This window comes from Rhizobium sp. Root274, assembly GCF_001429245.1.
Classification (GTDB): domain Bacteria; phylum Pseudomonadota; class Alphaproteobacteria; order Rhizobiales; family Rhizobiaceae; genus Allorhizobium.
On the sequence record NZ_LMJE01000012.1, the window covers coordinates 1 to 23,900 of the forward strand.

The 23,900-nt window shown below is 58.2% G+C and carries 22 protein-coding genes and 2 pseudogenes; 14 read left to right on the forward strand and 10 right to left on the reverse strand.

All coding sequences use genetic code 11. The annotated features are described in order from the left end of the window. From ASE36_RS21300 to ASE36_RS21315, 4 genes and pseudogenes are all read right to left on the reverse strand, one after another. Positions 1-773 (reverse strand): annotated as a pseudogene (locus ASE36_RS21300) (hypothetical protein); the annotation flags it as partial. A 146-nt stretch (positions 774-919) separates the two neighbouring features. Beyond that, on the reverse strand, positions 920-1,498 hold the full coding sequence (locus tag ASE36_RS21305; RefSeq protein ID WP_062284949.1) for a PIN domain-containing protein: 579 nt from the start codon (positions 1,496-1,498) through the stop codon (positions 920-922). 150 nt (positions 1,499-1,648) lie between these two features. Next, positions 1,649-2,092 (reverse strand): annotated as a pseudogene (locus ASE36_RS23095) (DNA-binding protein); the annotation flags it as partial. 180 nt (positions 2,093-2,272) lie between these two features. Further along, on the reverse strand, positions 2,273-3,733 hold the full coding sequence (locus ASE36_RS21315) for an FAD/NAD(P)-binding protein (protein WP_062284954.1): 1,461 nt from the start codon (positions 3,731-3,733) through the stop codon (positions 2,273-2,275). Positions 3,734-3,873: 140 nt separating this feature from the next. Between ASE36_RS21315 and ASE36_RS21320 the strand changes: the two genes are divergently transcribed. After that, a complete protein-coding gene (locus tag ASE36_RS21320; RefSeq protein WP_062284955.1) occupies positions 3,874-4,428 on the forward strand; it encodes a flavin reductase family protein in 555 nt (184 codons plus the stop codon). A 96-nt stretch (positions 4,429-4,524) separates the two neighbouring features. Beyond that, entirely contained in the window at positions 4,525-5,337 is an 813-nt protein-coding gene (locus ASE36_RS21325; protein ID WP_156378744.1) for a hypothetical protein, read from the forward strand. Here ASE36_RS21325 and ASE36_RS21330 read toward each other — a convergent pair. Further along, positions 5,313-5,759, reverse strand: coding sequence for an Rrf2 family transcriptional regulator (locus ASE36_RS21330; RefSeq protein ID WP_062284960.1), 447 nt, complete (start codon positions 5,757-5,759; stop codon positions 5,313-5,315). The two genes, ASE36_RS21325 and ASE36_RS21330, sit on opposite strands and share 25 nt — an antisense overlap. A 262-nt stretch (positions 5,760-6,021) precedes the next feature. Here ASE36_RS21330 and ASE36_RS21335 point away from each other — a divergent pair, with 262 nt between their 5' ends. From ASE36_RS21335 to ASE36_RS23325, 11 genes are all read left to right on the forward strand, one after another. Then, a complete protein-coding gene (locus ASE36_RS21335; protein WP_062284962.1) occupies positions 6,022-7,374 on the forward strand; it encodes an LLM class flavin-dependent oxidoreductase in 1,353 nt (450 codons plus the stop codon). An 11-nt stretch (positions 7,375-7,385) separates the two neighbouring features. Continuing rightward, positions 7,386-8,225 carry an ABC transporter permease gene (locus ASE36_RS21340; protein WP_062284964.1) on the forward strand — a complete coding sequence of 280 codons (840 nt, stop codon included), beginning with the start codon at positions 7,386-7,388 and terminating at the stop codon, positions 8,223-8,225. A gap of 47 nt (positions 8,226-8,272) precedes the next feature. After that, complete coding sequence (locus tag ASE36_RS21345; RefSeq protein WP_062284967.1) at positions 8,273-9,250, forward strand: ABC transporter substrate-binding protein; 978 nt, start codon at positions 8,273-8,275, stop codon at positions 9,248-9,250. Positions 9,251-9,252: 2 nt separating this feature from the next. Next, positions 9,253-10,026, forward strand: coding sequence for an ABC transporter ATP-binding protein (locus ASE36_RS21350; RefSeq protein WP_062284970.1), 774 nt, complete (start codon positions 9,253-9,255; stop codon positions 10,024-10,026). Positions 10,027-10,278: 252 nt separating this feature from the next. Further along, positions 10,279-11,097 carry a chromate resistance protein ChrB domain-containing protein gene (locus ASE36_RS21355; RefSeq protein WP_062284972.1) on the forward strand — a complete coding sequence of 273 codons (819 nt, stop codon included), beginning with the start codon at positions 10,279-10,281 and terminating at the stop codon, positions 11,095-11,097. A 1-nt stretch (position 11,098) separates the two neighbouring features. Further along, positions 11,099-12,502, forward strand: coding sequence for a chromate efflux transporter (gene chrA / locus ASE36_RS21360; protein ID WP_062284974.1), 1,404 nt, complete (start codon positions 11,099-11,101; stop codon positions 12,500-12,502). A gap of 409 nt (positions 12,503-12,911) precedes the next feature. Continuing rightward, positions 12,912-13,214: a hypothetical protein gene (locus ASE36_RS21365; RefSeq protein WP_062284976.1), complete on the forward strand. Its 303-nt coding sequence runs from the start codon at positions 12,912-12,914 to the stop codon at positions 13,212-13,214. Between the two features lie 301 nt (positions 13,215-13,515). Further along, positions 13,516-13,809 (forward strand): hypothetical protein, encoded by a 294-nt coding sequence (locus ASE36_RS21370; RefSeq protein ID WP_062284979.1) that lies wholly within the window; start codon positions 13,516-13,518, stop codon positions 13,807-13,809. A gap of 357 nt (positions 13,810-14,166) precedes the next feature. Next, a complete protein-coding gene (locus tag ASE36_RS21375) occupies positions 14,167-14,889 on the forward strand; it encodes a L,D-transpeptidase (RefSeq protein WP_082511315.1) in 723 nt (240 codons plus the stop codon). A gap of 561 nt (positions 14,890-15,450) precedes the next feature. After that, complete coding sequence (locus ASE36_RS21385) at positions 15,451-16,788, forward strand: D-alanyl-D-alanine carboxypeptidase (RefSeq protein WP_062284981.1); 1,338 nt, start codon at positions 15,451-15,453, stop codon at positions 16,786-16,788. A gap of 76 nt (positions 16,789-16,864) precedes the next feature. Further along, positions 16,865-17,377, forward strand: coding sequence for an SH3 domain-containing protein (locus tag ASE36_RS23325; protein ID WP_200945208.1), 513 nt, complete (start codon positions 16,865-16,867; stop codon positions 17,375-17,377). Positions 17,378-17,446: 69 nt separating this feature from the next. Here the strand turns inward: ASE36_RS23325 and ASE36_RS21395 are convergent, their stop codons facing one another. The 4 genes from ASE36_RS21395 to ASE36_RS21410 all read right to left on the reverse strand — a co-directional run bounded on the left by ASE36_RS21395 (position 17,447) and on the right by ASE36_RS21410 (position 20,911). Beyond that, positions 17,447-18,979: a Do family serine endopeptidase gene (locus ASE36_RS21395; RefSeq protein WP_062284985.1), complete on the reverse strand. Its 1,533-nt coding sequence runs from the start codon at positions 18,977-18,979 to the stop codon at positions 17,447-17,449. Positions 18,980-19,205: 226 nt separating this feature from the next. Then, complete coding sequence (locus tag ASE36_RS21400; protein WP_062284987.1) at positions 19,206-19,943, reverse strand: PRC-barrel domain-containing protein; 738 nt, start codon at positions 19,941-19,943, stop codon at positions 19,206-19,208. A 106-nt stretch (positions 19,944-20,049) separates the two neighbouring features. Then, on the reverse strand, positions 20,050-20,391 hold the full coding sequence (locus ASE36_RS22725) for a hypothetical protein (protein WP_062284989.1): 342 nt from the start codon (positions 20,389-20,391) through the stop codon (positions 20,050-20,052). Positions 20,392-20,482: 91 nt separating this feature from the next. Continuing rightward, complete coding sequence (locus ASE36_RS21410) at positions 20,483-20,911, reverse strand: hypothetical protein (RefSeq protein ID WP_062284991.1); 429 nt, start codon at positions 20,909-20,911, stop codon at positions 20,483-20,485. Between the two features lie 502 nt (positions 20,912-21,413). Here ASE36_RS21410 and ASE36_RS21415 point away from each other — a divergent pair. Further along, positions 21,414-22,382 carry a hypothetical protein gene (locus tag ASE36_RS21415; protein ID WP_062284994.1) on the forward strand — a complete coding sequence of 323 codons (969 nt, stop codon included), beginning with the start codon at positions 21,414-21,416 and terminating at the stop codon, positions 22,380-22,382. A gap of 132 nt (positions 22,383-22,514) precedes the next feature. Here the strand turns inward: ASE36_RS21415 and ASE36_RS21420 are convergent, their stop codons facing one another. Beyond that, positions 22,515-23,897, reverse strand: coding sequence for a PRC-barrel domain-containing protein (locus ASE36_RS21420; protein ID WP_156378745.1), 1,383 nt, complete (start codon positions 23,895-23,897; stop codon positions 22,515-22,517). Positions 23,898-23,900: the final 3 nt, after the last annotated feature.

Below are 23,900 nucleotides of genomic sequence, written 5' to 3' on the forward strand. Positions count from 1 at the left end.
AGCCGGCGCCGCTCCGCGGGACTGATATCTTCTAAATCGTGGCCATATAGCGATCTGGACTGATGGGGCAGTTTCGCTTTGAAGTAGCCGTTTGGCAGGCCGTATCTGCGCTCGATACGGCCAAGTACGTCATAGCTGGCCACCGATCGAGGCACACGCTGGCCCTCAATCCACGACAGCAAGGTCTTCCTATCAAAGTTTTCGTCTATGCGAACGACAGCCCGGTGGAGTTGCCAGTAACTCTCGCCAAAGCGGCGCATCTGATAGGCGAGTGCATCGGCGAATGAACTCGGGTCTTCGTTCGCCTCAAACAATGGTTCTGGTTTGTCAGACACTGGTCTCGGCTTGGGGCCGGGGTGGTTAGGGGATGGCGGGCTCTCGACCCCTGTGACTTCTCGATGATGGCTCGTCGAGGAAGGTGCGACCCTTTTCCTGGCGCCGGCTTTCAGCATTGCATGCGGTCTTTTGCCTCTTGGAGCGTCGTCTTCCACAGGCGGCTCCTTCAGCCAGCGCATGATCGCATCCAACGCTGGTCGCAGTTGCTTCTTCAGCGTTGTCGTCAGGGCTTCATCGATTCCGCAATCATGTGCAATGTGCCGCCAGTCATAGCGATTGTTCGCGAGAGCGGGTGTCTTTCGAAAAGTGATCAAACCGATAAGGTACGGCCTTATGTTTTCTAAGACCCCATCCGGCGCCACGGGTGCGATACGGACATCGCAGTAGGTCAAAATCTTCTTCTGAAAATGATGTTTGGAAAGATCTTCGTTTGGCATGTGTCATTCCGCAGTTTCTCGGGGCCTCAGGCCGAGGGCGTGCGGAATTAGGGGCAGACAGTTAAAAGTCCGTAAAGCCGGCGAGGGCGACACGGTAAACCAGGGAAGTCGTCGGGCGTTCTCGGTAGTTCAAGGATGGCGCCAGCTCACTTCAATCCGGCTATGTTCCGGCGGAGCACTGCTGAAAACTTCCTCAACCCGCCTTGATCAAGCGCGTCGATGAACGCCTCAACCGATGGGACTGTCTTACGCAGATTATGCCTCGCACTTCTGACGCTGGAGATTAGCGCTTCCGGAAACGCCGTATGGAGATCGGCAAGAAAATCATCTGGCGACTTGCTGGTCACACCATGGGCGAGGAGGTTTTTCGCGGGAAAGTCTTTGACGTTCAAGGTGACGATGACGGAGGCTTTGCCGGCGATGGCTGCTGCGAGGACATGTCGATCGTCGGGATCCGGTAGCGTGAGATCCGCAATAAACGGGCGATGGTCTTCCACGACTGCCTCTGGGAGGACAGCGTTCATCCGATCGCGCGTGGCTTCCAGGCGTTCGATGGACAAGCCTGGTGTGTTGGCGGCGAGATTGCGCATCCACTCRTCATGTATATCATCGGTCCAGCGCGCCTCGACGAGGCCATCGAAAGCGCACTGGATCAGAATGTTGCGCAGGTGGAAGGGGTAGAGGACGCAGGCATCGTAGACCGCGACTGGCGGATTAGAGGCCATAGGTCTCGATCAGGTCCTCTGTGTCCTCGGCTAGCGCTTCCATCGCCGTTTGTCGTTTGTCGAGCTTCGACTTCAACGCGAGCACGTCCTTTAGGAGGGCGCGGCGGTGTTTGCCCGAACTGTCGGTGGTGCCCGTTGGCCGCGAAGAGNGAGGCCATAGGTCTCGATCAGGTCCTCTGTGTCCTCGGCTAGCGCTTCCATCGCCGTTTGTCGTTTGTCGAGCTTCGACTTCAACGCGAGCACGTCCTTAAGGAGGGCGCGGCGGTGTTTGCCGACGTAGCGGAATGGCAACTCGCCCCGGTCCATACGTAAGACGACGAGCGGGCGGGAGATACCGAGGATGGCTGAAGCTTCGCTCGGGCTTAGTTCCTGGTCCTCGGCCAGCACGGCAACACGCTCTCCGCGCAGCATGTGCGCCAGAAGGGCTTCAACAGCTGCGGCGGCTGATGGCGGGATCGGGAGCGTCCGCTCCTTGCCACCTGCGCCACGAACGTGGAGTTCCAGCCTGTCGCCGGCAACAAACTTTGGTAGGGGCGCTGCCGTCTTTCGGTCGTGATCTGACAGTCTGGCGAAATGAACAATTTGGCTGGCCATGACGATATCTCCTTATCCGCCAATGTAGCGAACAAGGCCTCTAACTGCAATAACTGAAAGCTCGGAGTTGGTCGGAACGCTGGTTCGATTCACATCAACTGCGACGCTAAGACTTCTGCGCGCCTTCGGTTCGCATGTAATGCTGCCGTCAGCATCCACCAGGGAGCTGACGCCAGCCATTCACACCGTGGGGCTAATAACTATGGTCCTCGTTTCGCGGGCACAACAGCCGATAATCCGATCCACAAGGCTTGCAGCCTGTGCGGCAATTTCCGGGACGCCTGTCAGCTCACCGAATGCTGGGCGAGCGGGCGGTCCGGCGATAAAGAGCGTGGAGTTTGGGGTTCCGGTGGCGGTGATAGCGCGGCCTGCGATGTCGCAAGCGAGGCCGAGACCGAGCGGATCCGACCGGATGAAGCCATCCCGCTGCATGCCAAGCAGAAACCGCTGATGGGCCGCATAGTCCTGGAAATCAGGGCCAGTCGCCAGAAGGATGTGGCGGCAGCGAAACTCTGTTCTTCCTGCACGGGACTTTAACCCCGCAATGAGGCCTTGCTTGTCTTCAGTGATGGAGACGAGATCGCCGGTTTCCAGTCTGACCCGGCCAGTGTCGATGCCCAGCTCAAGGACGGCGGCCCCTTGAGGTGGCATGCGGTACCGATGAACATCGTACCATCGGCGGAGGCGCCTCAGGAACTTTTGTCGCTCGCGCATCGGCAGCGCTTGCCACAATGACGGTGCATGCTGACGCAGAGCATCGAACACGGACTGCCAGGGTATGCCCTGCGCCTGCGCATCGCTGATCGTCGCTCGCACCTTCGATAGAAGCTTTTTGGCCGACGTAAGGTCGGTGCTGCTGAAGTCACCAAAGGGTGAAAAGCCACCGCCGGCATGCGGTCTCGGCATAAGGCCTGTGCGGGAGAGAAGGCTGACGGTCCCGGTGTGGCCAAGGGCCTTCAGGCGGCAGAGCGCATCAATTGCGGTGAGACCGGAGCCGACGATGAGGACGGGATCGCACTTGCCGATTTCGTTGAAGCCATCGGCGGCAAGGACGTCCTTGATACGGCTCGTCGCCGAAGCACTCAGCCTGTCGACGGCAGGTGGTCTAGATGCAGGAGGATGCCCGGTCGCAAGGATCAGAATGTCGGCCATGACGATGGTGCCCTCAGCCCCGCATATCCGCCACTGCTCATTCTCTCGCTCGACAGCCCGAACGATATTGCGGATGTGTCGCACCGCGCCACTGTCGAGATGGGGCGCAAGTTGTGCCTGCATGAACCGTCCGAAATCTCTACGCCGAGCGAAGATGCCTTCCCGGGTCACGGCATCCGGATCGACGGTGAGCGTTCCGCTGGTCTGCAACCAGTTGAGGAAGGCGGATGGAGAGCCGGGGATGGCGCGCATTCTGTGTGCCGCGACATTCAGGCGGACATCGATGTTCCTGACATCATAGGCAAGGCCACAGCCTAGCTGCTCCCGGGGCTCGAAGACGGTCACCTCTTCGATGTCCCGAACCCCACGCTCCACCAGAAGCTTGGCAATAATCGCGCCCGTGTATCCGCCGCCGATGATTGCGACGCGAGAGCCGGGGCGCGGCATATGCGCCTGCAGTCTCGGGGACGACATCCTGATCTTCAACATGGCAGTCTTCCTTCCGGTTCGCGGGTGGCAGATCTGGGCATATTTTCTATAAAATATATGGAGATTAAAAACGCTTGTCTACTGCTTCGGTTCCTCGGCTGTTACCCATGCTTCCGATGCAGTCTTCACGGAGAGGTCAGATGAACGTTTTTGTCGCAAGCGAATTCAGCGAGCCCCGCCTTCGCCCAGTGCGCGATCGGGCAGTGTCTGATCGACCAGCCGACGCGGCTGGTTTGAAGGACGCCTTGAGAACACTGGGGGGCGGTGTCAGCGTGATCACGGCAGGTGAAGGTGCAGAGCGCTCGGGCGCCACGGTCACCTCTGCGACGGCTCTGTCCGTCGATCCCCCGCGTATGCTGGTGTCCCTCAACAGATCCTCTTCCACCTGGCCCGTCGTGGAGCGTTACCGCCATTTCGCGGTCAATGTGATTGGTGCGGCCCATCAGGATATTGCAAACCGCTTTGCGGGCGTTGGTGGATTGAAGGGACCCGAGCGCTATGTTGGAGCCGAATGGACGAGACTTGCCAGCGGAGCGCCAGTGCTGGAAGATGCGGTTGCAGCACTCGACTGCGAAGTTGAGGAGGCGATCGAGCGACACAGTCATGTCATCCTGATCGGTCGCGTCCTTTCGATACGCTTGAGCGGTGGGAGTTCACTCCTGTATCAGAATGGCAAATACCACGCAGTGACGTAACTCTGACTTGAGTGGAGGAGGGTCTGTTTGATGGTGGTATCGACGGCTGATCGATTGCGACCCGTCCCGGTTGCGCTGACGCGGGAGGCCGATGTCTTGGCCGCACTCGATCGCTTGGGACCTTCGGCGACCAGTCGCAACCCGGACCCGGCCTCTATTTTGCCTGCAAGCGGTCTTCTCGCCATGTCGATCCCCGCGAGCTTTGGAGGCGCGGACATCTCGAACCTCATCGTCGCCGAAGCCGTCAGCCGCCTGACTACCTGGGATGCAGAGGCGGCTGAGAAACTGATCCGACATCTTGTGGCCTTGGAACTGGTCCGCACCAGCGGATCCACAGAACAGCGCAAGGCGATTTACGGACGCGTTGTGCTGGGCGATGTCTTCGACTTGAGCGCCCCTCGCGAGGGTGGTCCGCCACCGAGGCTCGTACAGTCGGGTCTGGCTTTCGCCTTGGACAATGGTGGGTCGGACTTCGAGACCAGTGCTGCGGACTGGCAAGTCATAAGGGCGTCTGGCGCCAGATCTGAACCGATGGCCGCCATTCTGGACAGCAAGCGCGTGTTATTGGGCGGCGAAGACGCATCACCGGAGTTAACCGTCCATCCCGATTACATTCTCTCCCTAGGTGTGAATGCGGACTGTCTGGCGCGACTGATGACGGCCTTTCTGATGGCTGCCGCAACCCGCGGGCAAGTTGGCGAGAAGACTCTGACCTCTGGGGCAGATCCTTCTGCCGCAATCGAACTCGAACTTCTGGACGCAATGATCCAGAAGGCAGCCTCCCTGATCGATGGCATTCAGGTGGACGACCCGCCAATCGACTTAGCGCAGATCGATCGGTTCTGCCTAGCACTGGACACGGCGCGTTTGCGCTGTGTCGGCGATCACTCGCCGGCGATCAGATTCTGATCGGGCTGTTCCGATGCAACGAATTGCGTGAGCGTCATGGTGTCGAGAACAGCGGCCATGGCATCGCGAACCTGCGTCATGGAAATCCGGATCTGGCATGATGCCGGGTCCCGGCAATCGTCGCAGGCTTCGAAGGCCGTACGACTGGCGCAGCGGATGGGCGCAAGTGGCCCGTCAAGGGCGCGGATGACCTGACCGATCATGATTTCATCGGCGGGTTTTGATAGCGCATAGCCGCCATTCGGCCCCTTCTTCGAGCGCAGGAAGCCGTTGTTGCGCAACTCCAGCAGGATCGTGTCGAGGAACTTCTTCGGAATATTGTTGCGGGTCGCGATGTCGGTGACGAACGCCGTCTGCCCGGGCTCCAGACCCGCCAGGTCGACCAGCGCTTTCAGACCATACTTGCCTTTATTGGTGAGCATTGCGAGATATCCGGCCGAAGGCCTCTGGGGTAATTTTGCTCATCGTACATAGTTTTTATAAACTAAGCGTTCAAGCCCGTTTCCCGGTCGGAGTGCTAAGGGCTCCAGCCTTTTTGCTTCCGCGTCGCGGATGTCTCAGATCGGCGTCACATTCGAAAATCCATTCGCCGGGCGGCTGAATCTTTGCAATCCCATTTCTCTATGTAAATTATAGACAATGTAGGCTGACCTCATTCGATAATCGAGTGAAAGAGGACCAGCCATGACACGCAAGATCAGATTAGGCGCATTTCTTCCCGGTGGCGGACAGCATATCGCCTCCTGGCGACATCCGGATCAGCCGGTGGATGGCGCCGTCAGTTTCGAGTTTCACAAGCAGTTGGCTCTGACTGCGGAGAGGGGTCTGTTCGACGCCTACTTCTTGGCCGACGGTCTCGCCGTTGGGTTCGGCGGCGCAAGGGAAGGCGGCAATGCAAGGGTCGCCGGCTTTGAGCCCGTGACGCTGTTTTCGGCGCTTGCCCCGTTCACCACCCATCTCGGTTTCATCGCGACGGCGTCGACGACCTATGAGGAGCCTTACAACACGGCGCGCAAGTTCGCCTCGCTTGACCTGATCTCGGACGGCCGGGCCGGCTGGAACGTCGTCACGACGACAGGCGATGCCACGGCGCAGAACTTCAATCGCGACACGCAGCTCCCGCATGCTGACCGCTACAAGCGCGCCGCAGAGCATGTCGATGTCGTCAAGAAGCTCTGGGACAGTTTTGAGGACGATGCCTTCATCCGCGACAAGGAAACGGGTGTCTTCTTCGATCCCGGCAAGCTGCATGATGCCGCGCACAAGGGCGAGCACTTCAAGGTCAAGGGACCGCTCAATGTCTCACGCTCGCGCCAGGGGCATCCGGTCATCGTCCAGGCAGGCCAATCCGATGACGGCCGTGGTCTGGCCGCTGCGACGGCAGAGGTGATCTTCACCGCCCACCAGCACATTGAGACGGCGCAGGAATTCTACCGCGACATCAAGAACCGAGCTCGCGGCCTGGGGCGCAACCCCGACCACGTGCTGATCATGCCCGGTGTCTCGCCCTTTGTTGGTCGCACCGAGGAAGAAGCGCGCGATAAATACGATCGCCTGACCTCTCTGATCCTGGAGGAAGACGGCATCGGCCTGCTCAACGGCCTGACGGGGGGCACGCTCGACCTCAAGGGATATGATCTCGACGGCCCGCTTCCGCCGGCTCCGCCGACAGAGGGTATGAAGAGCCGCCAGGCCCTGATCCGCCAGATCGCCGACGAGAACAATTTCTCGATCCGCCAGCTCTACCAGTGGGTCGCATCGGCACGCGGTCACTTCACCATTGTCGGAACGCCCGTGCAGATTGCCGACACGCTGCAGCAATGGTTCGAGAATGAAGCGGCTGACGGCTTCAATATCCTGCCGCCCTGGCTCCCGACAGGCCTCGACGATTTCGTCGATCTCGTCATCCCCGAGCTGCAACGCCGCGGGCTCTTCCGCACCGCCTATGAGGGCCGGACGCTCCGCGAAAACCTCGGCCTGCCGTTCCCGATCAACCGCTATGCCGCCGACCGTCAGGTCGTGCAGGCCGCCGAATGAGGAGGTCCACCATGTCCTACGAAGACATCCATCACGGAAGGGCCTATGGCCTTAACCTCGCCCCGGATGTGGAACCAGCGCCCCGCTGGCTAAGTCAGGCAACGGCAGCGATCACGCCATTCCTTGGTCGCTATGGTCTCGTGATCGCCTTCCTGATCCTCTGGCAGTCTTCGTCGAAACTCGGCTGGGTGAATGCATCCGTCTTCCCGCCGCTCGATCAGATCATCGGCGCCTTGTGGAAGGCGGTCTCCTCGGGCGCCATCGTCGATGACATCGCGATCAGCCTGCAGCGCTCCGGCATTGCCTTTGTTGCCGCCGTTGGCCTTGGCATTCCGCTCGGCCTCTTCATGGGGCAGGTGCGCGCTGTCGAGCAGGCACTCGATCCGCTCTTGCAGTTCTTCCGCCAGACCTCGGCGCTCGCCCTTTATCCGGTCTTCATCCTGCTCCTCGGTCTGGGCGAAGCGTCGAAGGTGTTCGTCATCTTCTGGGCGACGCTCTTCCCCATCCTCCTGTCAACGATCGGTGGGGTGAAGGAGGTTGACAAGAAGCTTGTCGAGATGGCTCGCACTTACGGTGCTGGCTCTCTGCAGATCTTCCGTCGTGTCGTGCTTCCAGCCTCGGTGCCCGCGATTTTCGTTGGCCTTCGTCTTTCCGCGACGACTGCGCTGCTGCTCCTCATCGCAGCCGAGATGATCGGTGCCAACAAGGGCATCGGCTTCCAGGTGATGAATGCCCAATACAACTTCCAGATCCCGCTGATGTTCGCGGCGATCCTGCTTCTGGCGCTGCTCGGCCTCGCCGCGAACGCCGCCCTCGTCCTTCTGCAGCGGCGACTGTGCCGCTGGGCCTGACCAGACATCGCCGCATCTCTTCATTCTCGTCATCAAAGGAAACTCCCATGACCTTCCATTCCCGCAAGCTCGCTCTTTCCGCAGCACTCGCAATAGCCCTGTCGGGCACAGCCTTCGCCGCCGAAGAGGTCAAGTTCCGTTATCTCGCCAGCCAGGGTGGACTGTCCGCCCATGAGCTCGCCGCTGAACTCGGCTATTTCGATGGCACCGGCATCACCATCGAGAATGTCGGTTATGCCACGGGCGGCCCGGCCTCGCTCATTGCGCTCGCCTCCGGCGATGTCGAAATCGGCAGTGCTGCCACCTCGGCTGTTCTGAACTCGATCATCGGCGGCAACGACTTTGTCGCCGCCTATCCGTCAAACGGCATCAACGATGAGGTCCAATCGATCTTCTACGTGCTGGAAGACAGCCCCATCCGCGAGATCAAGGACATTGCCGGAAAGACCGTCGCACTGAACACGCTTGGTGCCCACCTCGACTACACGATCCGTGAGGCGCTGCATTCCGTCGGTTTGCCGTCTGATGCCGCCAACCAGATCGTCGTTCCTGGCCCGCAACTCGAACAGGTCCTGCGCTCGGGCCAGGTCGATGTATCGGCCTTCGGCTACTGGCAGACAACTTTTGAAGGTGCGGCGAAGCAGAAGGGTGGGCTCCGCGCGATCTTCGACGACACCGATGTTCTCGGAGAAATCGCCGGCGGTTTCATCGTGCTGCGCCGCGACTTCATCGAAAAGCATCCTGAAGCGGCGAAGGTGTTCGTCGAACAATCCGAACGCGCCCTCGACTATGCCCGCGAAAACCCGGAGGAGACCAAGAAGATCTTCGCCAAGGCACTGGCCGAGCGCGGCGAGAACCCCGATATCGCCCAGTTCTTCCGCGGCTATGGCGTGCGTCCCGGCGGCAAGGCAGTCGAGCGCGACCTGCAGTTCTGGATCGACGTTCTCGTCCGTGAAGGCAAGCTGAAGGAGGGCCAGCTCTCGGCCAACGAGATCCTCTATTCCACCGAGACGGCGAGCAATTGACCATGGCACTCGCTCAGTCCAACAGCATTCGCGGAGAGGTGACGGTCCGTCACCTCTCCAAGACCTACACCCTCAACGGAAAGCCGCTATCGGTCCTGAAGGATCTCAACCTCACCATCCGTTCGGGCGAAAGCTTGGCGATCGTGGGCGCAAGCGGCTCGGGCAAGACGACACTTCTGCGGATCTTGGCGGGACTCGAAGATGCGGACAGCGGTGATGTCCTGATCGACGGCCGTCGCATCCGCGGGGTCGGCACGGAACGGGCCGTCATCTTCCAGGAACCGCGTCTTCTCCCTTGGCTGACCGTCATCGACAACATCGGCTTCGGCCTCGAGACGAGAGGCCTCTCCCGCGACGAGGCGCACTTCATCTCGCAGCGCTACGTCGATCTTGTTGGCCTCAAGGGCTTTGAAACAGCATATCCGCGTCAGCTCTCGGGCGGTATGGCGCAACGTGTCGGGATCGCGCGGGCACTTGCCGTCCAGCCAGAAATCCTGCTCCTCGACGAACCGCTGGGTGCGCTGGATGCCATGACCAAAATCGGCATGCAGCAGGAACTGGCGCGGATTTGGAAAGAGGAGGACGTGACAACAGTGCTCGTCACCCACGATCTCGAAGAAGCGATCTTCCTTGCCGACCGGATCCTGATCCTGCCTCGAGAGAAGGGCGGGGAGCCCCGGCTGATCGACATCGACTTGCCCCGGCCGCGTGATCGCAGCGCGCCGGATTTCGTGCGCCAGCGAGAGGAACTGCTCGGGCTGTTTGGATTGCATTGAAATGCCTGAGCAGGAAGGAGGAGGCGCGTTCTTCGGCAGCGCGTCCCATCCCATCGATGTGGGCGGCGCTATAAAGCCGCCCGCGCGCGCTGTTGCGGCTGTGCCTTTATCGCTTGGAAGTGAGATGCGCCGGAGTCTGAGAATTGACAGACGCTAAATCTGCTTTAAACCGAAGTCATGGGGTTGCGATCGCCCCACGAGGCGTCATGCCAAAGAATCGCGTCCATCAACCCGGTTTACGGAGGACGCGCCATGCCGTCATTTCTTGAAATATCACCCGAAAAATTGAGCCGCCTTGTTGGTACGCCGAACGCCCCGGCGCTCATCGACGTGCGCACCGACGCGGATTTTGAGGCCGATCCATGGCTGATCCCCGGCTCTCGTCGCCGTTCTTATACAGATGTCGCATCGTGGGCTGGAGAGCTTATCAATGGCCCGGTTGTGGTCATATGCCAGAAGGGTAAGAAGCTCAGCCACGGTGTTGCGGCCTATTTGCGAACGGGAGGGACTGCTGCGGAAGTCCTTGAAGGCGGTTTCGAGGCCTGGAAGGCCACAGCTCTGCCTTTGATACCGACGGCTCAGGTGCCGAAGCGCGATGCTCAGTGCCGGACGGTCTGGGTGACGCGCTCGCGGCCGAAGATTGATAGGATTGCCTGCCCCTGGCTGATCCGGCGCTTTATCGACCCCGGTGCAGTCTTTCTGTTTGTCGCGCCCGGCGAGGTGGTCGCCGTCGCAGAGCGGTTTGGCGCAACGCCATTCGATGTCGACGATGTGTTCTGGAGCCACCGGGGTGAGCTCTGCACTTTCGATGTGATGATCGAGGAGTTCGGACTTGCGGTTGCACCGCTCCTCCACCTGGCGACGATTGTCCGCGGTGCCGACACCGCGCGGCCGGATCTTGCGCCCGAGGTGGCGGGCCTGCTCGCCGCATCGCTCGGACTGTCGCGCATGTTCAACGACGACCTTCAACAACTCGAGGCCGGAATGACGCTCTACGACGCATTCTATCGCTGGTGCCGCGATGCAACCGGCGAAACACACGACTGGCCTACTGGAAAGAAAGGTAACTGAGATGTCTGACACGGTCGTATCGGCAGAACCATCGCGCAGGCCAACTGAACACGGTATCCCATTCATGGAGGCATTCAGGGTTTGGCTCCGCGTCGCGGCTTTGAGCTTTGGCGGCCCCGCAGGCCAGATCGCGGTGATGCACCGGATTGTCGTCGATGAGAAACGGTGGGTCGGCGAAAACCGGTTCCTGCACGCCTTGAACTATTGCATGCTGCTTCCAGGCCCCGAGGCGCAGCAGCTTGCCGTCTATCTCGGCTGGCTGATGCATCGCACGGCAGGCGGTCTTATGGCGGGGATACTCTTCATCCTGCCCGGCTTTCTTTCCATCCTTGCACTCAGCTACGTCTATGTCCTCTACGGCGACGTGTCTGTGGTTGGGGGGCTATTCTTCGGCCTGAAGGCTGCAGTCCTCGCGATCGTTCTTCAGGCTGTTTTCCGAATCGGCGGCAGGGCATTGAAGAGCCCAGCCATGATCCTGATAGCCGTTGTGGCCTTCCTGGCAATATTCGCATTCCAAGTGCCGTTTCCGTTAATTATCATCGCGGCCGGCATTCTTGGCTATCTCGGGGCAAGGACTCGGCACAGTTGGTTTGCGGTTACAGGCGGCCACAAGGCAGCGGCAGGCAAGATCCTTTCTGACGCGGATTCCGCCCTTGGCGAGGGGATGCCCGCACATGCGAGGCCGAACCTCAGGTGGTCGCTGAAAGTCTCTGTGGTTCTGCTGCTTCTCTGGCTTGCTCCGGTTGCCGTGCTCCACGTCACGCTTGGTGCGGATAACGTCTTCACGCAGATCGGTGTCTTCTTCAGCCAGATGGCGGTCGTCACATTCGGCGGCGCCTATGCCGTACTGGCCTATGTGGCCCAAGAGGCGGTACAGAATTACCAATGGCTCCGGCCCGGCGAGATGCTGGATGGGCTTGGCATGGCCGAAACGACCCCGGGCCCTCTTATCATGGTGCTACAGTTTGTCGGCTTCCTTGGAGCCTACCGCGATGCCGGCGGGCTTGGCCCCCTGCAGGCCGCGACTCTGGGAGCTATCCTTGCGACCTGGGTGACCTTCCTTCCGTGCTTTCTCTGGATCTTCCTCGGTGCGCCCTTCATCGAACGCCTGCGAGGCAACGTAGCTATCTCCGGCGGTATGGCTGCGATCACTGCCGCCGTTGTCGGAGTGATCCTGAATCTCGCGATTTGGTTTGGGCTGCATATTCTGTTTTCGGAGGTGGCCACTTTGCAAGCTGGGCCGCTGTCAATGCAGTTGCCCGAGCTGTCTTCAGTCGAATGGGCTTCGGTCGTGCTGACGCTTCTGGCGGTCTTTGGGATCTTCCGCCTCAAGATGTCGGTCATGACGGTCCTACTCGGCACTGCAGTGCTTGGGATGGCCTGGACCTTTGCAGGCATGCGGTAATGATGCTGCTTTTCCACTACGCTTGAAAAGGGTTAGCGGAGGTAACCGGATGGACTGCTGCCAGCCCCAATTTAACGACAGTGCAACTGAAATAAATCTCTGATATGCCTAGATTATCCCCGCGGCTTGCAATCCGAAGGGATGGGAGGTCGGCGGTTCAAATCCACTCAAGGCGGGGGGCTGCGGAGAGTGCAGCCTCAGTATGGGAGCCCCATGCCAAGCCGAGGTGCGCATATTGCGTTGAGAAAGTCGGCAAGAAATGCCTGCCCCAGTGAGGATCGAACTTATGCGAATCTAGATGGGTGTGACTGGGCATCTTGCTTGGTGAGGGAACAGCTTTGCGGGACCTCAGTTCCTGCTGTGGGAGGTGGCGGGCAAACCATCGATTTTCGACAAGTAGGAGACAACAATGTTCAACGGTTCAACAATCAAGATGACTGATTCGACGGTAGCCATGTGCTTATTTGGTATTCCAGCGATCGCTGCGGATCTAGAAGATTGGGATGTCTATGGCAGTTCAGGGATCGAGGCAGCGCAATTTGAGCGGGTCTTCAGGGATAATGGCTCGTTCAAGCGCTGGGATGATGACAAAAATGGATCTCTTACCCAAATGGAGATTGAAAATGGCGTTGGCGAGCGTCAGCACGCTTTCAACAGCGGTATGGCGACGGGTGGTTCAAGTCTTGGGATGCCAATTCCGACTCTTCACTGACTGAGAGAGAGTACTACAGCGACATCTACGCCAGTTATGATTTGGATGGCGATGGAATGATCGAAGAGGCCGAATTCAAAACTCTACAAGAGGACGTCTCCGCCCCCGGCTGGTACGCCAGCTGAAGCAACTAGGGACAGAGCATTCGACCCACTGCCCCGTGGGCCCTGTTGCTCAACGACGGCCTATAATAGCGGCCCGGGTGTAGCGGCCGGCGATCTTCCCATGCTTCTCAAGGCACTCTTGAATGCACCCTTCATAATTTCTACATGTTGGGCACGATGCAACAACGGGAAGATCGATGGCTGCTTCGTTCTCGAAGGCACAATTCCGGCATTTTGCCTTCGCCGGCATTCTCGGTTGGTCTAACCTTGCAAGCGCCTATGGCGACGGCGAAGGCGAAGCGTTGTACATGTTGAGCTTTTACGCTTGGAGCGTGCATACCCTTTGCGTGATCTACGCTCTAACAAGGTGGGGTGGGATATGGAAGGCTTACGCCGCCGTCTCGGTTGTCGCCAACATAACCTTGAAGGCCGGTACTCCGCTTAGTGGTTTGACCAAGCTGGCATATGTTCTCAACCACAGCCTCGCATGATAGCTTTATCAGGTAGCCGCTGCGGAACTGGCTGATCGAAGCAGGTTTGGAGTAGTGTGCCTAGGCAAATGAAACCGCTCAGAAAGCCACGTTGCGGCGGGCACGATTTTCGTACGCGCCCGCCACCGCCAATCTCTGCCGGAAATCAACGGCATGAAGGCTTCAGCCGCCTGTGCAGCATGTTCTCCGGCGCGAGACAGTTCTCCGCGGCCTCATCGAGGAAAACCCTCCCTAAACTTGCTCCGCCGGCTGTGACTGGGTTTCCCTCTATGGAGGGTAATGACGTTTACGTGAACACGATGGTGTTTCTTACGTGGCGGCGATGTGACATCAGCGGGTCACGAAAGGAGTGGAATTTTGTCTGAAGCATGTTTGAACAGGAGATTCATCGTCCTTGGTGGAGCCGCTGTAGTCGTGAGCGCTGCAACTGGTTGCTCAACGACCATTCCAAGCTCAGGCCGGTCCAGCGTCCCGTTAAGGGTGCCAAGCGTCTATGACACCATGTACGCAGCTATGCCCGATGAGGCTTTCCCACTGCCTGCGATACCTTATCAGCGAATCGACCCAAGATACTTGCGCCAACTGGTCGACGATCCCACCGGAGAGCGTCCAGGGACGCTTGTTGTCGACACTAATCAGCATTTTCTCTACCTGGTTTACGAGGGCGACAAAGCTATCCGATACGGCGTCGGTCTGGGGCGCGCGGGCTTCGGGTGGTCAGGGGAGGGCGTAATCCAATACAAGCGCGAGTGGCCAACATGGACGCCTCCCCAGGAGATGATTATGCGGCAACCTGAGCTTGCGCCTTACAGCGCGCGAAATGGGGGTATGCCGCCAGGACTGATGAATCCACTTGGGGCGAGGGCGCTCTACATATTCCGTAACGGGCGTGACACCCTCTACCGTGTCCATGGCTCCCCGGAATGGTGGACGATTGGCAAGTCAGTTTCCTCCGGCTGCGTCCGAATGATGAACCAGGATATCGTCGATCTCTATAGTCGCGTTCCGCCTGGGACACCCATCAAAGTCCGTGCACTACCGAGTGGTCTCGAAACCTCCTTGGCGTCCAGCATGATTTGATATGGTCAGGCTCAACTTCAGGCCTTACTGATTGCGCAGGTTTCTCTCACCGCAGATGGCGCGAAGCCACAAGCAGACCTTGCGTACCCATTTGCATATTCAAGGGCCCAGGAACCGTGATGAAAGTTTTTCGGATCTTGATCGCCGCTGGGGTTGCCTTAGCGAACATATCCCCGGCCTCAGGGCAAATACGTAGCCTCGGCACGAAAGCGATCAACGTACTCAGGCGTGCGGATTCGCGTGCGGCTGCAACACAGGAACGTCATTTCATCACTGACCTTCGCGGTCGGCGGATCCGGCTGGTCGGACCGCGTTTCTACCCTGATCCAGAGAAGCAACTCGTGTTTCCCGGAAGAACCGGAAATATCGAGCCCTGAACGGGTAGCTCGCTGCTTCTGGGAGGTGGCGGCATCTTGCGGGCACCTGCCGCGTCCGAGAGCAAGCGAGCACGTTCCGAAATTCACCATTCGTAAACCATTTCGTAACCCTGCGACACCTAGTTTCCTGGCAGAAGCCATGCCGCATTGCGGCGGCTTGGAATATCAAAACAGGAGGCACGATATGATAGCGGAAATCCTGAAGCGGTGGTCACGTGTTGCTCGATGCGGTTTGCTCATCGCTGTTACAGGCATCGTCAGCGCTGGCCTGACAACGGTTCAGTCTTACGCCAACACGCGATACGCTGGAATAGTCATCGACGCCAAAACAGGCCGGACGCTCTATGCTGATCGCGCAGATGCCCGCCGTTATCCGGCTTCGCTGACCAAAATGATGACATTGTACCTGACGTTTGATGCGCTTCAGCGGGGGCATATTTCCAAGCGGACGCTCATGCCGGTTTCACGCAATGCTGCCTCGGAGGTCCCCACAAAACTGGGACTTAAGGTCGGGCAGAAGATTACCGTCGAGCAAGCCATACTTGGACTCGTAACCCGGTCCGCCAACGACGCCGCGACGGTTCTGGCAGAATATCTTGGGAACTCGGAGCAAGCATTCGCGGCCATGATGACGTCGACGGCGCGAGAGCTCGGCATGACCTCAACCACCTTCAGGAACGCTCATGGCCTCCCGAATTCGAGGCAATATACCACAGCGCGCGACATGGCGCGCCTTGGGATGGCGCTTCGAGATCATTTTCCAGAGTATTATGATTATTTCACCACTCGCTCTTTCACTTACAAGGGTCGAACTTACCGCAATCACAATCGCCTCCTCGGGAAGGTTGAAGGTGTCGATGGGATCAAAACCGGCTTCATCCGGGCGTCAGGCTTCAATCTGGTGACTTCGCTCCAAAGTGAGGGTCGTAGCATCGTGGCAGTGGTCATGGGAGGGCGCAGTGGACGCAGCAGAAATGCTCATATGATCGAATTGATCAGGCGCCATTTGCCTGAGGCATCCGTTGGTCGAGACCGATACGAAATCCCGAGGCCTGGACATGATCTACTGGCTTCTTTGAGAGGAAGAACTCCAAGCAATGTTCCAGTCCCGCTGGCGCGTCCATCGACTACCTATGTTATTGGCGATTCACTGCCACCTACTGAGGTTGCCGCCGCCAAGCCAGCCTCGTTGAATGCGGCCTCTCAGTCGGTTGCCCATTCGCGTGAGATCGCCCATCTCTCGACGGGCTCTGTGGCAAACACCTGGGTGATCCAGGTCGGTTCGATGCCGACAGCTAACCAGGCACGCCAAATCCTCAACCAAATCCAACATAAGATGACCAAGCTGATGGAGGGGAAGGCTGCCTTTGTTCAGCCTTTCCCCTTGAACGGTAACGTCTACCACCGGGCTCGCTTCGGAGGCTTTCAGTCAAAGTCGGAAGCGCGCAACGCATGTGCCGACCTGATCAATGCAGCGTTTGACTGCTATGCAGTGCCAACCCCCAGAGAGGCGCAGACCTAGACAGTCTGTTGTTCGCGTACCAGGAATTAGTCTTTTGATGGCATTGCCTCCAAAGGTTACCCGTCGCACATTTCTGATGCTGTCTTTCTTGCTGGCAAGCATCCTTCCCGATCTTCCTGTGCTTGAAGCCCAGGCTCAGGCTGGCCGGGTCGGCCGTGTTACCAGGCTGGACCTACCACGATTTGTGTCATTGAAGGCGAGCAAGGCGCGCCTTCGCGTCGGCCCCGGAGTTCAATACCCGGTGAAGTGGGAATACCTGGCTCCCAATATACCTCTGGAAGTCATCGCGGAATTCGGAAACTGGCGTAGGGTTCGGGATTGGACAAGCGCCGAAGGGTGGATGTATCACACGCTCCTCGCGGGGCGTCGAACGGCTGTGGTCAGTCCATGGCGGGCGGGTGTAACCTCTCTCAGACGATATCCCAGCGCTCACGCGTCCATACCTGCCAGCCTGGAAAGTGGTGTCTTTGTCGAAGTTGAAGACTGCAGCGGAACCTGGTGTAAAGTCCAGATCAAAGGCGCCGAGCTTGAAGGTTACATCCAGCAGATTGCTCTTTGGGGCGTCTATCCCGGCGAAGTCGTCAGGTAGCCTGCTCACACGTTGCAGGAACAGAAAGAGGCCCGGTGACGGCCGGGCCTCTGTTAGGCAGTAGAGCGATCATCCTCGCTCGATCGGAAGGGCAACAAAGCGACTACCTCGCTCACCTTCGATCTGGAAGAGGGCGTGATCGCGATCGGACTTCCGTGCCTCGGCGAGAATATCCTTGGCTTCGGCAACGTCCTTGACCTCGGTGTTGTTGATCGAGGCAATGCGGTCGCCTTCCGAGATGCCGCGGGCCGCGGCTTCCGAGTCCGGATCGACCTCTGCAACCAGCAACCCGTCGCCACTCTCCGTTGGAGCGACGGTCAGCCCCAGGCTTGGCAGGTCGTCTTGTTTGGCCGGTGCAGGAGCTCGTTCTCCTTCGTCCTGCTGGGCATTTCCTCCAGCATTGGCCAGATCACCGAGTGTAACCTCTATCGATTTGGTTTCGCCTTTGCGCCACACGGAAAGATCAACTTCGGTTGACGGGCCGGCTGATGCCACCTTAACGGACAGATCCCGGGCGCTCTTGATCGGCTTGCCGTCGAGCGCGAGGATCACGTCGCCCGCTTCAAGACCAGCCTTTGCGCCAGGAGAACCTTCTTGTGGTTCAACAACCAAGGCGCCCTGATCCTTCTCAAGTCCAAGCGACTCCGCAACGTCCGCGTTCACTGGCTGAATCTGGACTCCAAGCCAGCCACGCTCCACCTCGCCATCTTCAATCAGGTCCTGAACGACGTCCTGGGCGACGTAGGCGGGGATAGCAAAAGCGATGCCGACATTGCCGCCGGAGGGCGAAAAGATCGCGGTATTGATGCCGACGACTTCTCCATTGAGGTTGAAAGCCGGGCCGCCAGAGTTCCCGCGGTTCACCGCTGCATCAATCTGGATGTAGTCATCATAGGGGCCGCTTCCGAGGTCACGACCGAGGGCAGAGACGATTCCGGCAGTGACCGACCCGCCAAGTCCGAAGGGATTGCCCACGGCGACGACCCAATCGCCAACACGAGCTTTCCTGTCGGCGGCAAAATCCACATAGGTGAACTTACGCTTGGCATCGACTTTCAGTACCGCCAAGTCCGTGCGGCTGTCCTTGCCGATCAACTTGGCATCCAACTCGGTGCCGTCATCGAGTAGGACACTGAATTCCGTACCATCTTCGACAACATGGTTGTTCGTTACGAGGTACCCATCTTCCGAGATGAAGAAGCCGGAGCCCTGAGACATCGGACGAGCTTGCTGCGGGGGTCTGCTTTCACCGTGTGGCATGCCTCCGAAGCCGGGCCCACCGAATTGCTCGAAGAAGCGACGCAGCGGGTGGTTCTCCGGAAGGTCTTCGAGCCCATTACCCGATCCAAAACCAGGCATCTGTTCAGACACCTGCTTGGCATCCCCCTTGACGCGGACCGAAACGACTGCAGGCGACACGGCCGTGACCACTTCCGCAAATCCGGGGGCTGCTGCCTCCGCTTCTACAGTTACGGGGTCGGCGAAAGCTGGTGCAACATGACCGATTGCTCCGCCATAGATCATTGCCGTGGCGAGACCCGCTACTGCCGAGCCTTTGAGGATCGTTTTGAGTTTAGCATTCCTGGTAAATGTACCTGTCAATTTTATCTCCTTCAGTTCGAGCCACCGGCTCCATAAGAAACAGACTAGGGGTCGCGACCTTACGAGGAGGTGGAAGGTTTATGAATGATCGGTAAAGTTCGGGCACAGACTGGAGGTCGGGTCGACATGGCCCAGGTGTCTGGCCATGAGGGAGCCGTCATTGCATGACTATGCATGAGACAACGGTCACTCACGATGCTTGCCCGAGAGGAGGCGACGATCCGGGTTAGTCCCGTGCCGTTTTAAAGCGATCGTAGTCGAAGTCGCCCAAGCTCTTGATGGCGTTTTCGTCTAGGGGTGGCTGGTATCTCCGATCTCCGGGATTGACACCGGCGCCCTTATCGAAGGGGGCTGCATAATGTCGCCGACCGTTGGCTTCAGCCATTTCCACAACGATGGCCTCGAGGTGCCCATCGCGGACGACAAGATCGTTTACAGTGCCTGACCGTTTGTCTCCCAGGTAGGCATCATCTCCGATCAGATCATTTGCTCGGAAGACATCTTCTCCAAGATCCATCGCGCCGCCTGTTTCGACGGTCCCAATTGATGCCAGGTCGCTTTTCTCAATAATCCCGCTCGGATCAAAGCCGGTGTATTGATCGATCTTGTCAAAGTCGAAGCCAACATTGACGTCAGTCCACTGCCTGCCGAACTCGATGCTCTTCCACGGTATGCTGACGTGGATCTGGCCGCCATCGTCACCATGGATCCCGGCTATGATGGCAAGAGCATCGCCGTCGTCAGAGAAAATGATGTTCTCGATGTCACTCACCACCTCTCCGCTGCTATCCGTGACCGTTGCCTCATCGAGAAGCACCTTAACGCTGGCTGCACGATCAAAGAGCGGCTGGTAGCTCCAGTCAGGCAAGATCTTGACGCTATTGCCTGATCCTTGAGCGCCTGCGAACGTCGGTGGCAGGGCGATCGAAATAGCCCAAAGAAGGATGAGAGAGGGGCGGGGCATGTCACAGTCCTCATGCTTGGCAATCAATGTACAAAAAATACAAGAGGCGGCCGATGTGATCAGCCACCCCTTGCGCCTCAGAGAAAGGTTAATTGGTCGACCGCTATCAGTTGTTCGTCTCAGACGAACCGGAACTGGAGCCTGAAGCCGATCCAGAGGTCGAACCGGCAAGCGGCGGGTCGATGACCATTAGTACGGTGTTGCCCTCTTCCGTCTGTGCTCGCACCAGATAGGAGGCATCAAGGATCTGGACCTCCTTGAAGCCGGCATCCGTAAGCTGCTGGCGGACCTTCTCCTGGTTCATCGCAGCAGCACCCGACTGCCTGGAGGCGCTGGTCGTTTCAGTAGAGGTGTCTTTCGATGCGTCAGTGCTAGAACTGTCACTGGACTGGGCCATAGCGGACGCGGCAAGAAGGGTGGATGCGAATGTTGCAATCAAGAGTTTCATGGTGTCTCTCCTGGTTTTGATGATCTAAGCTTGGCTGTTGTTGGACGGAGATGGCCAGCTCTAGGCCGACCACTCCTCTGCGCAGCAAGCGTCAGACGTCAAACCAGCCGCCATCACCAATGTCGTCGCCGAGGTCGCCAAATTCGGGCTCTTCGATGACATTGTTGTTGTCGGCGTCATAGCTTGTGTAGAGGCCGTCGTAATATTCGTCCTCGGAAAGGGCCGAGTCGGAATTGGCGTCCCATTCACCGAACCAGCCGTCGCCATAGCGCTCATTGAAGGCTTGTTCGTTGTCACCGATACCGGTCTTGAATTCAGACTGGGTCAAGGTGCCGCTATTGTCGGCGTCCCAGTTGTTGAAAGCCTCATTGGATTCAAAGCCACTGCGGAATTCGGACTCATTGATACCGGCGGTGCCGTCAGTATCCCATTGGCCGTAATCCGCCGCCACTACCGGCGCTGCTGCCAGCGACAGTGCAAACGTAGAAGCAGCAAGCTTGGTCGCAACCTTGTTGAACATGGTCGTCTCCTCTCTTGGTTCTCTTTGCTGTAAACGAGCGCCTTCGTCGGCGCTCCCATGGCTAACCAGCAGCAGCTGAGATTGTTTCGTATTGCGTTCGAATAAATGAGTATTGGCGTCTTCACGAACCCGAGAGCATCATCTAGTTGACGGATAGCGACGCTCGTTTTGAATATATTCCCATTATTCGCGGCTTCATCTTGAATCATAAGTTTCTGCTATTGACGCGATAATCTCAAAAATACGTTCTGTCGTGTTGTAAATCCGGATTGTGGTGCCAGATTCCATTGCGTGGGTGGTTTATACGCCTGATCTGGAGGTCTGGGATCCATGGTTTTTGTAGAAAGCAGTAGCAAGGCAAAAGCTGGGCCCGGGTCCGGGCTTTGGAACGTGAAGATCGAATAAACGAACCTGCTGACTTCTCCGTCCGACCGATTTTCCCTGCAGATCATCAAATGAAGCGGGAGAAGTGTGCAGCCACAAGAGAGAAGGACTTTGCCACATGAAACGTGATCGCCAGCGGCTGGAACGGTATGACGCTTCTACGTCAACCTACACGATCATGCAGATCACTGACGAAGACCGGGAATCCCAGGTGACGCTGGAAGACGGCGAGACCTATTTCATGGCTCGTTTGCGCATAGACAGGGCCCACCGCCACGTCGATAAAGTGGGTGCCGTGCGGTACAGTTTCGAGCATATTCCTGACGATGCGGGTGGCGAAGTGCATGTCTACTCCAAATTCGGGGAGGTGGAGAAAGATACCTTTCGCGGCGGAGAGTTTTCAGAACTGCTGAAGTGGGACCGCCATATGCTTGTCTTCGACGACCGTACCGGCATCGTCGGAGAGGTTCGCGGGACAAACCATATGATCATCCCCCGTCAGATGCTCATGACGGGCTCAGGAGATGAAGCTCAAAAGGGTTTCAAGTGCGAGTGGGCCACCTTGTTTGGCGATCAACTCATTGTCGGCTCGCACGGGAAAGTGCTTCGCGAGGAGTGGATCAAGCGCATCGGTCCTCATGGATACACAGTCGCCAGCGAGAACTGGAGCCACGTCTACCGCCGAATGCGGGACGCCGTAGGTGTTGGAGACAAGGGTTACGTCGTTCACGAAGCCGCTGAGTGGCATCCCTACAGGGAGAGATGGTACTTCTTTCCACGCAAGATATCGGAAACGCCATTCGATGAAAATACTGACGAACGCGAAAAGGGAAACAATCTGCTGATCGAGGCGGACGCAGCGTTCTCGCAAGTTTTAGTCCGTCCAATCGGAGCGCGTATTCCGGAACGAGGCCCTTCCTCGATTAAGCTGGTGCCCGGTCACCCGGACGAATTCATCTACATGAAATCCGTGGAGCTTGGTGGTCGCACAGAAAGCTGGATCGGTGCAGCCAACATCATGGGCGACTTGCTTGCGGATGAAGAGAAGTTGGGTGACTTCAAATGCGAAGGTATCGAATTCGTTTGAATTAGACGCTGATGATGGAAAATAGCTGCCACATGACCCGAGTTCTGCCAGATTTTTTCGATCCGGCAGAACCCATGGTATCGGTCGCCCGCCGACGCGGATGCGGGGATCGATCCGACGTGATCTGCGTGATCAGCTTTCGTTCAGTCGGTCGTAATCGAAGGACGTGATCGTTACGGCTTCCTGCCGGTTATAGGGCAGGTCGTAGTGCCGGCTGCCCGGGGTCCAGCCATGGTCGTAGCCATAGTAGGGATAGGCGTAGCGACCACGCGTGCCGTATCCGGAATCCCGGTCAACGACAGCTGCAGCAACGCGGCCTTCATCGAAGATCAGGTCGCTGACATATCCATAGCCCTGGTAAAGACGGGGCTGATTTGCCGTAGAAGGCGCTTCATCCTGCTCTGCCTGTTTTGTGGCCGCGGCCGGCGCAGGCTCTCCTGATCCAGCGCTCCGATCACTGAGGATGCGTGCGATATCGCCCATCAGCTCCGAAGCTCGCCATGCACGCGGACCGAGTTCGCGATTATCCAGGTCTGAGACCACGCCCTGTTGCAGCTCTTGCGCGCCAGGCTCATTCAAAATGCTGAATTCATCGGCATTTTCCTCCGTCACCGGGACTGAAACAGCTCCATCTTCCCGAAACTTCACCTGCTCCCAGGGTATGCTGATATGGGTGTCGCCAATATCCCAGATGCCTCCGACTTCAGCGACAAGTGCGAGGAGCTCGCCATTGCTGCCTATAATCAGATCTTCCACGTCGCCGATCTCTTCTCCGTCGCGTCCAAAGACTTTGCGGTCAAAGAGTTCTTCGGCGCTCCAGCCCTTCTGATAAAGAGCGTCGTTGTTCCATTCGGCCAGCGAGATGACGTCATCCACCTGTACGTCGGAGGCTTCCTGCGCAGCTGAGTAGGTGGCAGCCGTAGAGATCCGGTCGGGAACAAACACGCCGACAATAGCGACGACCCGGTCGATTTCGGATTGGTTCAGGGCGCCGCTACCATCACGATCGGCGACCGTATTCATGCCGTTCTGGAATTCCGCCGGCGTCAGATAACCATCATCGGCGCCCTGCCACGGGCCGCGGAGTTCGGCGTTTGCAAGGGTCGCTCGCAATTCCGCCTCGGACAACTCCTCATTCCCATCTTCATCGAGAGAGGCGAAGTCTGGTAGGTCTACGTTAAACCAGTTGTTCCACTGTTCGTTGAAGTCCGTTTCATCAACCGTGTTATCGTCTCCGGCCCAGGCATTATGAAGACCGGCGGCAAATTCGTCGCCTCGCAGGCGGTTGTCATCGTCCCTGTCCCAACGCGAGAAGGCAGAGTCGCTCATCTGCTGCATGTTCTGGTCAGCTGTTGCGGAGGCAAGCCCCGGCTCCGTCTGTTCGGCGGACTGTTGGGCAAGAGCCGATGGGGCCGCCGCAGCCAGGATCACGATCATTGCTGTCTCGAGCTTCCTCATGAGGATGTCCTTTCTTCGGTTGCTTTCCAAATCATGCATGAAGGGGTGCTGGCTCACCCA

What these genes read in the sequence shown, in the direction of transcription:
- ASE36_RS21385 (WP_062284981.1), top strand. Translation starts at nt 15,451, where the DNA reads ATGATAGCGGAAATCCTGAAGCGGTGGTCACGTGTTGCTCGATGCGGT.
- ASE36_RS21410 (WP_062284991.1), bottom strand. Translation starts at nt 20,911, where the DNA reads ATGTTCAACAAGGTTGCGACCAAGCTTGCTGCTTCTACGTTTGCACTG.
- ASE36_RS21350 (WP_062284970.1), top strand. Translation starts at nt 9,253, where the DNA reads ATGGCACTCGCTCAGTCCAACAGCATTCGCGGAGAGGTGACGGTCCGT.
- ASE36_RS21335 (WP_062284962.1), top strand. Translation starts at nt 6,022, where the DNA reads ATGACACGCAAGATCAGATTAGGCGCATTTCTTCCCGGTGGCGGACAG.
- ASE36_RS21340 (WP_062284964.1), top strand. Translation starts at nt 7,386, where the DNA reads ATGTCCTACGAAGACATCCATCACGGAAGGGCCTATGGCCTTAACCTC.
- ASE36_RS21400 (WP_062284987.1), bottom strand. Translation starts at nt 19,943, where the DNA reads ATGCCCCGCCCCTCTCTCATCCTTCTTTGGGCTATTTCGATCGCCCTG.
- chrA (WP_062284974.1), top strand. Translation starts at nt 11,099, where the DNA reads ATGTCTGACACGGTCGTATCGGCAGAACCATCGCGCAGGCCAACTGAA.
- ASE36_RS21365 (WP_062284976.1), top strand. Translation starts at nt 12,912, where the DNA reads ATGTTCAACGGTTCAACAATCAAGATGACTGATTCGACGGTAGCCATG.
- ASE36_RS22725 (WP_062284989.1), bottom strand. Translation starts at nt 20,391, where the DNA reads ATGAAACTCTTGATTGCAACATTCGCATCCACCCTTCTTGCCGCGTCC.
- ASE36_RS23325 (WP_200945208.1), top strand. Translation starts at nt 16,865, where the DNA reads ATGCTGTCTTTCTTGCTGGCAAGCATCCTTCCCGATCTTCCTGTGCTT.
- ASE36_RS21345 (WP_062284967.1), top strand. Translation starts at nt 8,273, where the DNA reads ATGACCTTCCATTCCCGCAAGCTCGCTCTTTCCGCAGCACTCGCAATA.
- ASE36_RS21320 (WP_062284955.1), top strand. Translation starts at nt 3,874, where the DNA reads ATGAACGTTTTTGTCGCAAGCGAATTCAGCGAGCCCCGCCTTCGCCCA.
- ASE36_RS21415 (WP_062284994.1), top strand. Translation starts at nt 21,414, where the DNA reads ATGAAACGTGATCGCCAGCGGCTGGAACGGTATGACGCTTCTACGTCA.
- ASE36_RS21355 (WP_062284972.1), top strand. Translation starts at nt 10,279, where the DNA reads ATGCCGTCATTTCTTGAAATATCACCCGAAAAATTGAGCCGCCTTGTT.
- ASE36_RS21330 (WP_062284960.1), bottom strand. Translation starts at nt 5,759, where the DNA reads ATGCTCACCAATAAAGGCAAGTATGGTCTGAAAGCGCTGGTCGACCTG.
- ASE36_RS21315 (WP_062284954.1), bottom strand. Translation starts at nt 3,733, where the DNA reads ATGTTGAAGATCAGGATGTCGTCCCCGAGACTGCAGGCGCATATGCCG.
- ASE36_RS21370 (WP_062284979.1), top strand. Translation starts at nt 13,516, where the DNA reads ATGGCTGCTTCGTTCTCGAAGGCACAATTCCGGCATTTTGCCTTCGCC.